The organism is Salinivirga sp., from assembly GCF_035268865.1.
In the GTDB taxonomy this organism is placed as follows: Bacteria; Bacteroidota; Bacteroidia; order Bacteroidales; family Salinivirgaceae; genus Salinivirga.
Map to the genome: position 1 here is coordinate 1 of NZ_DATFKB010000012.1, position 10,737 is coordinate 10,737.

Annotated in this window: 6 protein-coding genes; all 6 read right to left on the reverse strand. The window is 41.6% G+C overall.

Annotation, left to right across the window (positions count from 1 at the left end):
• A partial coding sequence (locus VJ937_RS00570; protein WP_324064976.1) for a TIM-barrel domain-containing protein occupies positions 1 to 2,550 on the reverse strand: 2,550 nt, incomplete at its 3' end.
• Positions 2,551 to 2,779: 229 nt separating this feature from the next.
• On the reverse strand, positions 2,780 to 3,781 hold the full coding sequence (locus tag VJ937_RS00575; RefSeq protein ID WP_324064977.1) for a DUF4476 domain-containing protein: 1,002 nt from the start codon (positions 3,779 to 3,781) through the stop codon (positions 2,780 to 2,782).
• 141 nt (positions 3,782 to 3,922) lie between these two features.
• On the reverse strand, positions 3,923 to 7,009 hold the full coding sequence (locus tag VJ937_RS00580) for an alpha-amylase family glycosyl hydrolase (protein ID WP_324064978.1): 3,087 nt from the start codon (positions 7,007 to 7,009) through the stop codon (positions 3,923 to 3,925).
• 124 nt (positions 7,010 to 7,133) lie between these two features.
• On the reverse strand, positions 7,134 to 8,972 hold the full coding sequence (locus tag VJ937_RS00585) for a glycoside hydrolase family 13 protein (RefSeq protein ID WP_324064979.1): 1,839 nt from the start codon (positions 8,970 to 8,972) through the stop codon (positions 7,134 to 7,136).
• Between the two features lie 98 nt (positions 8,973 to 9,070).
• Positions 9,071 to 10,429 (reverse strand): alpha-amylase family glycosyl hydrolase, encoded by a 1,359-nt coding sequence (locus VJ937_RS00590; RefSeq protein ID WP_324064980.1) that lies wholly within the window; start codon positions 10,427 to 10,429, stop codon positions 9,071 to 9,073.
• Positions 10,430 to 10,446: 17 nt separating this feature from the next.
• Positions 10,447 to 10,737 (reverse strand): alpha-glucosidase C-terminal domain-containing protein (locus VJ937_RS00595; protein WP_324064981.1); only part of this gene is annotated, 291 nt, incomplete at its 5' end.

The following is a 10,737-nucleotide window of genomic DNA, read 5'->3' on the forward strand; positions in this document are numbered from 1 at the left end:
CAGGTTCACTGAAGCATAGTTGCCATCGGCTGTTGCTGTGAGTTGCATCAAATCATATTGGCTCGCGCTTAGATTTCCGGCTGTTACACCATCGTCATGAAACCATTGGCGGGTTGTTGTTTGGCCCTCAGCGGGCAATGCATGGCGTATGCGGATTGAATCGCTATCGTAAGCTTTCGAATGCATGAGTTTTTCCTGCGTTTGTACCAGGAAGCCTCCTTCGCGCAACAGGAGAGGGATATCATCTAGCGGGGCATCTATTGTAATGGTCGTGTTGGCATTGTATTTTTCACCGGTTTTATAATCGAACCAGTTCTCTTCCGGAAGTGTTACCATGCGTGAGGTTTGTCCTTCCATGAGCACTGGCGCCACCAGTAAATCTTTACCCCAAAGGTATTGGTCTCCCAGTTCGCTGAGTAACCCGGAGGATGAACCGTAGTAGTTTGACGGGCGGGCCAAAGGTGTGCCTTGCGTGCTGTATTCCCATGCCAGCGTATAGTTGTAAGGTAAAAATTTGTAGCGCATTTCAATTGTTTTGCGCACGCGGTTTTGTGTTTGTGTATCGTAAAATATGGGTTCTGTGGGTACACCTGTTCCATGTGCTCGCATTACAGGTGAGAATGTGCCAAGTTGCAACCAGCGCGTGTATAATTCACCATTTTGCCCGCCACCGGTAAATCCGCCAAGGTCGGAGTGCATGTAGCCGATTCCGCTCATGCTCATGTGCAGCATGATGGGGATTTGGGATTGTAGTCCCTGGAAACTTCTTTGTATATCGCCTGACCATGGGTATGTGCTGTAACGTTGCATACCTGTGTAGCCTGAACGGGTAAGGTTGAATAGTCTTTTCTCAGGATAGTTTTCGGCAGTTTTATCGTGCAACATTTTTGCCCATTGGTTATTAAAAATATTGTGTACATCATTGGCCAAGCCCATTTCGTGAATCATTTCCGCAGGGTGGGTTTCCGGTTCACCAAGGTCGGTCCAAAGGCCTGATGTTCCCATTTCAAAAAGATTTTGGTAATGTGGCCAAAGCCAGTTTCGGGCCGTATCGGAGCTCATGTCGAACAGGGCTGCATCGCCGGCCCAGAATCCATAAAGTACGAATGGATCGCCGCTTTCATTTTTGGCAAAATGTTCTGCTGCCGCAGCGCCATCATAAAGGTCGCTGGTAAGTGTAAAGTAAGGTTCTGTGATCAGGATGGTTTCAATACCCTGGTTCTGAAAGTCTGACATCATACCCTCAGGATCGGGGAAGTTTGTCATATCCCAATTGAAGTCGCCCATATGTGATGTGCCGCCAAACCAATAAAGATCCAGCACAAGGGCATCCATCGGGAAGTTACCGGCCTGCATGTCTGCCACAATTTGTTCGGCTTCATCCTGGGTTTCGTACCCGTACCGGGACTGAATGTACCCCAATCCCCACATTGGAGGCATGGGCGCATGCCCGGTAAGGTCAGCTAAATTATGCGATATATCCTCTAAACTTTCGCTATCAGTAATTAAAAATCGTAATGTGCCGCCTGCAGTCTGATATCCCATGTCGCCCGGAGTATTGGACCCGATATCAATCTGGCCTGGATGGTGATTGTCAAATATCCAGGCAAATTCATCGGTTGATGTCAAAATTGGTATGGATGTGTTCAGATTAGCTGTTTGATTTGAGTAACCATAATGAGCCTGGTTGTAGAGGTCAATGGTATAGCCATTCAGGTTAAATGGCAGTGCACGTGAACCGCCGCCATATATTTTAGCGCTTTCGTTGAACTTAAGGGTCATCAGGCCGCCGTTGCCATTAGTACTTGGGAAAAAGCTTTTGAGTGACGTGAGGGTGTCGTCTTTGATATAGAAAATTTTCAGTGGGTCTTTCTCAATCAATATTTGCCATTCATTCCAGCTAGCTGTAATGGTTTCTGCAGTGGTGTCGGTGCTGAAAGATGCGCTGACAGGCGATGCGGTAAGGGCAAAACTTTCTGATGGAGACTGTCCTGACGGTAGAATTGATGTTTCAAGGCCGCTTTCATAAGCTGTTAATATGATTTGGCCCTTGGCTGTATTGATTTCCATCCCGTTTGCTGTGGTGTTGTAAGACTGATAGCTCCAATCATTCGCTACTTGCAAAGGAATGAATATATCGGAGCCGTCGACGCTTCGACCGGTTACAGAGCCGTCGGCATTGCGAAATACAAAAGCCATGCTCAGTACGGTTTCACTTGAGTCGATGCCGTAAAAACTCCTGATATTAAAAGATATAGAATAAAGATTTTCGTCTATGCTGTCCATCAAAACCGTATCGTTTGGTATACCCCAATCAGATACAACGTGTTTCCAGTCGCTTCCGCTTGTGCTTTGCAGGGTTATTACACCTGTATGGGCATAGACATTTCCTTCGTAGTTCATTAAACCCTGATCGCCTTGCGTGGCATCAAAGTAAACGGTTACAGTAGAATCTACGGTGGCCTCACCGGGTTCCATCCAGGCTACCTGGGCATTTACCAGAGCCGGAATTAATAGTATAACAGATAGTGTGTAGAGTAATTTGTTCATAGTGCAAAAATAACCATTTTGGGGTCGAAAGACAATCTATTAGGTGCAGTATGCAGTTTTTTTTAACGCAAACCTTTGCGGAGCGGTCTCATTTTAGATGAGAAAATTGGCCGTACTGAATTTTTGTAGTGTAACTACAAATTTTCTATGTTTTGGGAACATACAAACCAAATAAAAACAGAAGGGCCTCACTCAAAGCGAGGCCCTCACACAATTATGTTTTATTTTTTTACTGTGCGTCGATAAATTCATTCAGCTCATCAATGGAACTTTCGTATTCAAAGGCGTCATTTACAATATAGTACTCGTTTTTATTTTGGCACTTTGGATATGCGAATTGAGCATATTCTACACGAGTACTTTCATACTCCAACAATTCCATAACCTCTTTGATCTGAGTTGCTGTTAAGCAGTGACTCTTGGTTATTTGTTTGGCCATTGTCATTTTTGAGTCTTCGAAGGTTTTTCCTTCAATAGATTTTTTTGCCTTTTCAAATGCAGTAGCAGACATCATGCAACCACGAGTTGCTTCCCTTTTTTGTACGGGCTGTTCAGTAAAATTTGTTGAAGAACTGCTTGAAGAGCTTGTGGTTGTTGTAGTGCTTGAAACTGTCATTTGAGCATTATTCGTTTTTTTCCGGGGTTTCCCCTCAGTGGTTGTGGTAACGGTTACTGTTCCTGATTCAGTTGTTTCACCACCAGAAACATTCACTGTAGCACCCTGCTCATTCATCTGCGTATTAATTGAGATGTTCACATTTTCGTTTGTTTTTTCAGGTGATGTTGTTGTGGTTGTTTGAACCGTATGGGTTTCGGTTGTACGGTTTTTCTGCGGTGCTGCAGTTGAAGTGCTCACAGTTGTTTTCTGTGGTTTGGTCTCTTTTTTAGCTGCAGATCTTTCGAACTCCATTTCTGAAAAAAATCTGAGTTTGTAAGCACCTTTGCGGTTTTTCTTTATTGTGTAGGTTACTTTTTTCCCGGGTTTGGTCATTAAGTTTTTTTCAATTTCAGGGATTCCTTTTTCCTGAAATACAATTTTTCCCTTGTACCATTCACTTTTTAAATCGTAGAGCGTTACGCGTGTTTGGGCTTCTTTGTTTTGCTTTTCTCCATTAAGATAAATGAAGAAAGCATCGCCATCGTTATTGAAAACTTCAATTGCACGTTGCGCAGATACATTAAAAGATAAGCTAACAAATAGTATAGCTGAAATTAGTGTTAAAAGTCTCATAGTATTCATTTTTTGATTTTTAGTGGGAGGAACTTTCTTTTTGTATGTATGTCAAAAATAGTAGTTATAAATTAATTATACAATAAAAAAAGCGCCTTCTGGCAATGAAGGCGCTTTAACATTGATTAATGTATAAATAAACTATGGTGTTTTAACTATTTTTTCCACAATAGTATGCTCGGTTCCCTGCAATTTTATGAAGTAGAAACCTTGCTGGTATTGTGTAAAATCAATATTTACTGATTTTTGACCTTCAATTCTGATGTTATTCAAAATTTGTCCGGCACCATTTACTATTTGAATGTTTTGGTAATGATCAACATTTTTAATTGATAATATTTGATCGCCTGAGATTGGATTTGGATATATTATTGGTGCTCTGTTTTCAGGGTCCTGTGCTGATAAACTCGTATTTACAGGTCCAAACAAACCTGATTCTACTGGCAATCCAATTTGATATTCTGACCCCTGGGCAACGGGTTTTACTACCACAGAAAGATATTTTTCACCTGCACTTCTGGTTAAAACCAGGTCTTGTTCAGTAGCGCCGGGAATTGGTCTTTTCCCACTTCCTGAAGCATCGTCGCTCACATACCACTGAAATTCTGTTGCACCTTCTGCATCATCATTTAAATCAAAATAATCATAGTGAGCGGTTAAGGTGCTTCCCTGTTCTGTATCGCCAGTGATGTAAACATTTCGAGCTTCCGGGAAATTGGGCCATTCAGGTGTTGTGGTCATGTTTGTGGTTAATAACCTGTACTGGCCGGGTTCGAGTGTAAAAGTTGTGTCTCCGCTAATTTCAGTTCCCCCTTCAAAGAAGCTGTACCAGTTGGCAAATCCACTGAGATTGGGTGTGTAGGTTTGTGTTTCCACATCGAAATTACCGAAAATGATTGTTTTTTCACCATTATGCTCAAGGGTAATTATTTTTACATCGCTACCTACATCCATGTTAAAGTTTGTGGTCTGGTAAAGGTCCGATGAGTTACGTAAATCTATCACCTGACTATAAAAGTTATACAAATGCCTGCGTCCATCTTCCTGTAGGTAATCCCAGCGTATTGGTTTTTCGCAAACGCGGCAATCGTAATCTATGCTGTAATCGTAACCCATTTCGCCAAATTGCCAGATCATTTTAGGGCCTGGTACGGTAAGGAAAAACAGGGTTGATAGTTCTGCCCGGCGGAGGGCTATTTCTTCCTGTGTGATATCGTATACAGCTGTGCCATTACCATAAGTGATGTTTTTGTACATCATGCGCTCTTCGTCATGGCTTTCCATATAACCCACAAGATGTGGCTCGTTCCATGAACGGTTTTTGTATGAAATACCGGAAAAATCAGAATTTGCATTGTAGCCCATTGAGGCTTCGAGGTATGTATAGTTCATGTTACCCCACAGCAGCATGCCGTATTCAGCAAGTACTTTCTCTTCGGAGTTTTCTGTAAGGTGCTCGAGTATTACATAAGCTCCTGGAGCTGCATTCCAGATGGTGTCGGCAATATCTTTTAAAATGTCAATTCTGCTCTGATCATAACTCCATCCTTCACCGGGTGTGTTGGTAAAACCTTTGGTGAAATCGAAACGGAAACCATCGAATTTATATTCATCGAGCCAATAGGTATTTACTCTGTTAACAAAATCTTTTGTTTGCGGGCTTTCATGGTCGAAGTCAAATCCCCAGGAGTAAGTTGGGTTGGGCGATGTTTCATTGTACCATGGGTTTTCAGGGGTAGGTTGTCCGTAATCACCTGCTGAAGGATCGAAATACAGCTGTACGAACGGAGACTGACCATAAGAGTGGTTCAGCACCATGTCCAGAATAACAGCAATACCATTTTGGTGACATACATCAATGAATTCTTTAAGATCGTTTTTAGTACCGTAGTATTTATCTGGTGCAAAGTAGAATGATGGGTTGTAGCCCCAGCTGCTGTTACCTTCAAATTCGCTAACCGGCATCAACTCTATGGCATTTACCCCAAGGTTTTTAAGGTAATTGATTGTATCAATAAGTGTTTGATAGTCGTGAGCAGCTACAAAATCGCGGACAAGCAGCTCATAAATCACAAGGTCCTCGTTGGCTGGTCTGGTAAAGTTCTCAACTTGCCAGTTGTATGGTGTTTGAGCTGTCTTGAAAGTTGAAACTATACCTTCTGCCTGGTCTGTGGGGTAAGGCATCAGGTTTGGATAGGTCGACTCTGATATGTAGGAGTCGTTCCATGGATCGAGAATTTTGTCTGTGTAAGGATCGGCAATAGTTATTTCACCATCAACAATATACTGAAATGCATACTCTTCGCCTGCTGTCAGATTATCAAGCGTAATCCAGTAACGGTTTTCATCGGGTGTTCTGTACATTTGATTTTCCGGAAGGAGCTGCCAATCGGCAAATGAACCATTTACAAAAACAAAATCTTTGAAAGGTGCATATAGTACTAGGGTTACCGTATTGTCGTCGATGTAGTTGATACCATCTTTAAGATCTGCAGATGGTAATGCTGCAGTTGGTGTGCTTTCGCGCACTACTATTTCAAGCGTGTCGGCATAGGTTGAATCTGGTGCAGTTACATTTAAGACCAGTTCATTTATTCCGGAAAGCGTAGCTTCAAAGGAATAAGTGATATTGGTACTATTTGCTGTTTCAACTACAGAACCATTCACTGATAATTCCATTGATTCCGCTGCCAGGGATACGGCATCTACATCAATAATATCGCCGGGTGAATAAATCTGCGATGTACTGGGGGCGTTCCATGTAATATTGTAAGGATCACTGTAAACGTTGGCAAAAATATCTCCTCCATCGGCTGCACGAGCTACTATACTGCCATCTTCGTTTCTGAAAACAAAGGCCATCTGCAAAATTGTTTCATCTTGTGGAACGCCATAATAATCTATAATCGATGGATTAATGCTTAGTTCCCATTCATCGCCTGAAATATTGGTTAGTTGTGTTCCTGGTGTGTTTTCGCCCCATTCTGTAACCACATACTTCCAATCTGAGGCAGAAGTACTCTCTGAGGTAATTACACCGGTGTGGGCATAAATATCTCCGCTGTACCCTGCCAGAGCTGCATTACCCTGGTCGGCATTAAATGTAATGGTAACTGACTGGTCGGGTGTTGGGTATGCAGGTGATGTAACTATAACCTGTGCATTGGAATATAGCAGGGTCGTTATGAAGAGGGTTAAAAATGATATTTTTCTAATAATTTGTTGCATTGTAATTAATCTTTAATTGAAATTTTTTCAGCTCATTTGAAAATATGCAACCCGATAGCGTTAACTATCGGACTGCATAGGATCGGGCCACTTAAATGTTATGAAAAAATCAAGCTATGGTTGATTATTTTTTGAATTCGATAATTTTGACACTCTTTGCTTTTAATGTAAACGTAGATTTGTCTGAAACCGTTTCACCACTCATTACATTTTTACCATTACCATAACGATCCAGCACTTCTTTAAAACGCGCTCCATCTATTGTACGGCTTTCTTCGGGGTGGTTGTTCAGAATTACCATTACAGCTTCGTTGTTCGTGTGGCGGAAATAAATATAGGTGTTATTTTCAGGAACAAAATGCGTCAATTCACCTTCGGCAACTGCGTTTGATTGCATACGCCATTTGGCGAGTTTACGAACGAAATTAAAACCTTCGTTTTCTTTATCTGTGCGTCCCTGTTCAGTGAATGCATTGCGTTTATCTGATTCCCAACCACCCGGGAAGTCTTTTCGTATGTTTCCGTGTCCGGTATGTTCCAGGCCGGTCATCAGTATTTCGTCTCCGTAATACATCATGGGAATACCACGCATCGTGAGCAAAATTCCAATGCCCATTTTGAACTTATTGATATCTTCGCCTACAGATGAATAAAACCTGTCCAGGTCGTGATTGTCCAGGAAGATTACATTTTTATGGGCATCGTTGTAAAGGAAATCGCGGGCCAATACGTAATAAATTTGTGCAAGACCTGTGGTCCAGCCATCTTCCTGGTTCAGCCCGGTTTTAATGGCATAGTACAACGGGAAATCTGTATTGGTTGGAATATGCGAATTGTAGTCTTTTGCTACCGGGCTGTTTTGTTGGAAAAAGGCGGTTAGAGCGACTTTTTGCAGCCAGGTTTCGCCTAAAATAGTAAAATCCGGGTATTCTTCTGTTATTCGCTTTGCAAGTCTTGTTACAAAATCTATTTCTGCATAAGGCTGGGTATCCATTCGCATACCATCAATGCCTGAGAACTCAATCCACCAAAGCATATTTTGAATTAGGTAATTGGCTAAAAATGGATTGTTTTGGTTGAGATCGGGCATGGTTTCTACGAACCAGCCTGTGCTGAAACGGTTACGGTCGTATTTTGATGCATGCGGATCAGCGATGACTGAACCACGGTAGTTTGTCTGGAATTTTTTGTGGTTATTAATCCAGTCGTCTGTGGGCAGATCTTTCATCCACCAGTGGTTAATGCCGCAGTGATTCACCACCACATCCATCACGACCTTCATATCTTTTTTATGACTGGTTTCAACCAAATTTTTATATAGCTCATTGGAACCTAATCTTGGGTCGGTTTTGTAAAAATCGGTGATGGCATATCCATGGTAGGAGTAGTCTTTCATATTGTTTTCAAAGAACGGGTTGACCCAAATTGCAGTCATTCCCAAATCTTTGATATAATCCAGATTGTTCATAATTCCCTTTAAATCGCCACCATGGCGGCCATTGGGGTTACTCCTGTCTGCTTTTTCGAGCATAGAATCCACATCGTCGTTGCCAGGGTTGCCATTTGCAAACCGATCAGGCATAACGAGGTAAATCAAATCTGCTGCACTGAAACCCCGGTTCTGTGTTGTTTTTTCCCGGAGTTCATATTCATATTTGGCAACAGTTTTCCCATTTTCATTGAATTTAATTGAAAATTTCCCTGCCTTTGCCGATTTACTAATATTTAAATCAATAAACAGGTAATTGGAATTCTCTACCTTGTGCACTGCTTCAATGCTTACTTCTTTCGCTGCAATTTCAGGTTCGGTTTTAGCAATATCCGCTCCATAAACCAACAATTGAAGTTGGTTGTGTTCCATCCCGACCCACCAGTTTGGCGGCTCTACACGGCTAAGCCTGTTATTTTGCGCATTCATGCTCATCATTAGCATTATCGTTACTATAGTTAAAAAATACTTCATTGGTTTGGTGTGTTTGTTTGGTCAACGCAGCGGTGTTAGTTACACTGCTACGTTGATTGTGGTTACAAAAGTTTTCACCCTCCGTTTAAGGCGGGTTATTATTTTAAACCGATAAAGTAATCCCAGGGTTCAAGTTTAATGGATGATTTTCCATCGAATTCTTTCCCTGTGAAGGCATCTTTAAAGCTCTGCGCTGGTTTAAAATTTTTGAATTTTACCTCTGCGGCAGTGTCTGATAAATTAAATATTGCCAGTACTTTATTGTCTTCTTTTTCACGTGTGAAAGCAAAAATCTGTTTGCTGTGATTTGTTTTCAGGACATTGATTTTTCCACCATAGCGGCCATTCCACAATGCCGGGTTATCTTCTTTAAGCGTGTTGAGTTTTTTGTAAAGTGCTCCCATTTCGTGTTCTTTCCATTCTATGGTATCTTTTTTAAAGAAAGCGAGCCGCTTGTTTAGGCCTGCTTCCTGACCACTGTAAATGAGTGGGAAGGTGGGGGCAGCATAAGTGAAAACAGCAAAAGTTTTATAACTGTTAGGCATGCGTTCAAATACAGTTCCGTTCCATGAGTTTTCATCATGATTTGTGGTAAATGCCATGCGGTAAACACTATCAGCAAAACGGGTTGGTTCTTTTTTGAAGTATTTGCGTAAGTGCGACGCATTTTGTTTGCCTTTGGCGATTTCATTCATGATATGGTGAAGTTCCCAGGCATAGTTTGCATCGAATGCCATTTTGTGCAGTTCTGGTTTTTCTGCCTCTGCAAGCATAAATACTGGCTTAACCTGTTCCATTTCTGTTCTGGCACTTTCCCAAAAATCGTTTGGAACCATGCTGGCTACGTCGCAACGATATCCGTCTACATCAAACTCTTTAACCCAATATACAAGCGCATCGGTCATGGCCTGGCGCATTTCCTGGTTTTCGTAGTTCAGGTCTGCTACATCGGTCCAGTCCTCAACGGGAGCAACAACATTGCCAGTCGAATCTTTTGTATACCATTCCGGGTGCTTTTTTATCCAGGGGTGATCCCAGGCTGTATGGTTGGCAACCCAGTCCAGAATAATCATCATGTCGTTGTCGTGCACTGTTTTAACGAGTTTCTTGAAATCGTTTTTTGTGCCAAATTCCGGATTTACATCTTTATAATCTTTTACTGCGTAGTAGCTACCCAAAGGTCCTTTTTTGTTTTTTTCGCCAATGGGGTAGATGGGCATTATCCACAATATATCTACGCCAAGTTCTTTAAGACGTGGAACGTGCTGCATGAAGGCTTCGATTGTACCTTCAGGAGTGTATTGTCTGATATTAACTTCATAAATGGTTGAGGCTTTGCTGGCTTCTACCGGGTCGGCTTTTGCTGCCTGTGCTGCAACCTGATTTTTTTTGGCCTGGTTGCATCCTCCGAAAAGGAATGATAATGTAATCATCGACATAATGAATATTGACTTCATATTTGAAAAATTTATATTTATTGTTTCACATTTGTAACTACTTCATAACTGTAAGGCGGTATATTTAAATGAATTTCACCTTTTTCCTTTTTATACTCTGATTCCCTTAGTGTATAGTAATCTGTTTGTTTTTTTGAGAAAGGATCATCAAATTTAATGCTGACTAACTCTTTACTGTCATTCAGGGCCACAATAACTACTTCATCGAAGTACCTGCGTTGATAAACCAATTGGTTATTTTCGAGGTGTAAAACTTTAAAATCGCCGAAAATAAGTGGCAGTGCTTTTTGTCTGAAATTGAGTAGCCC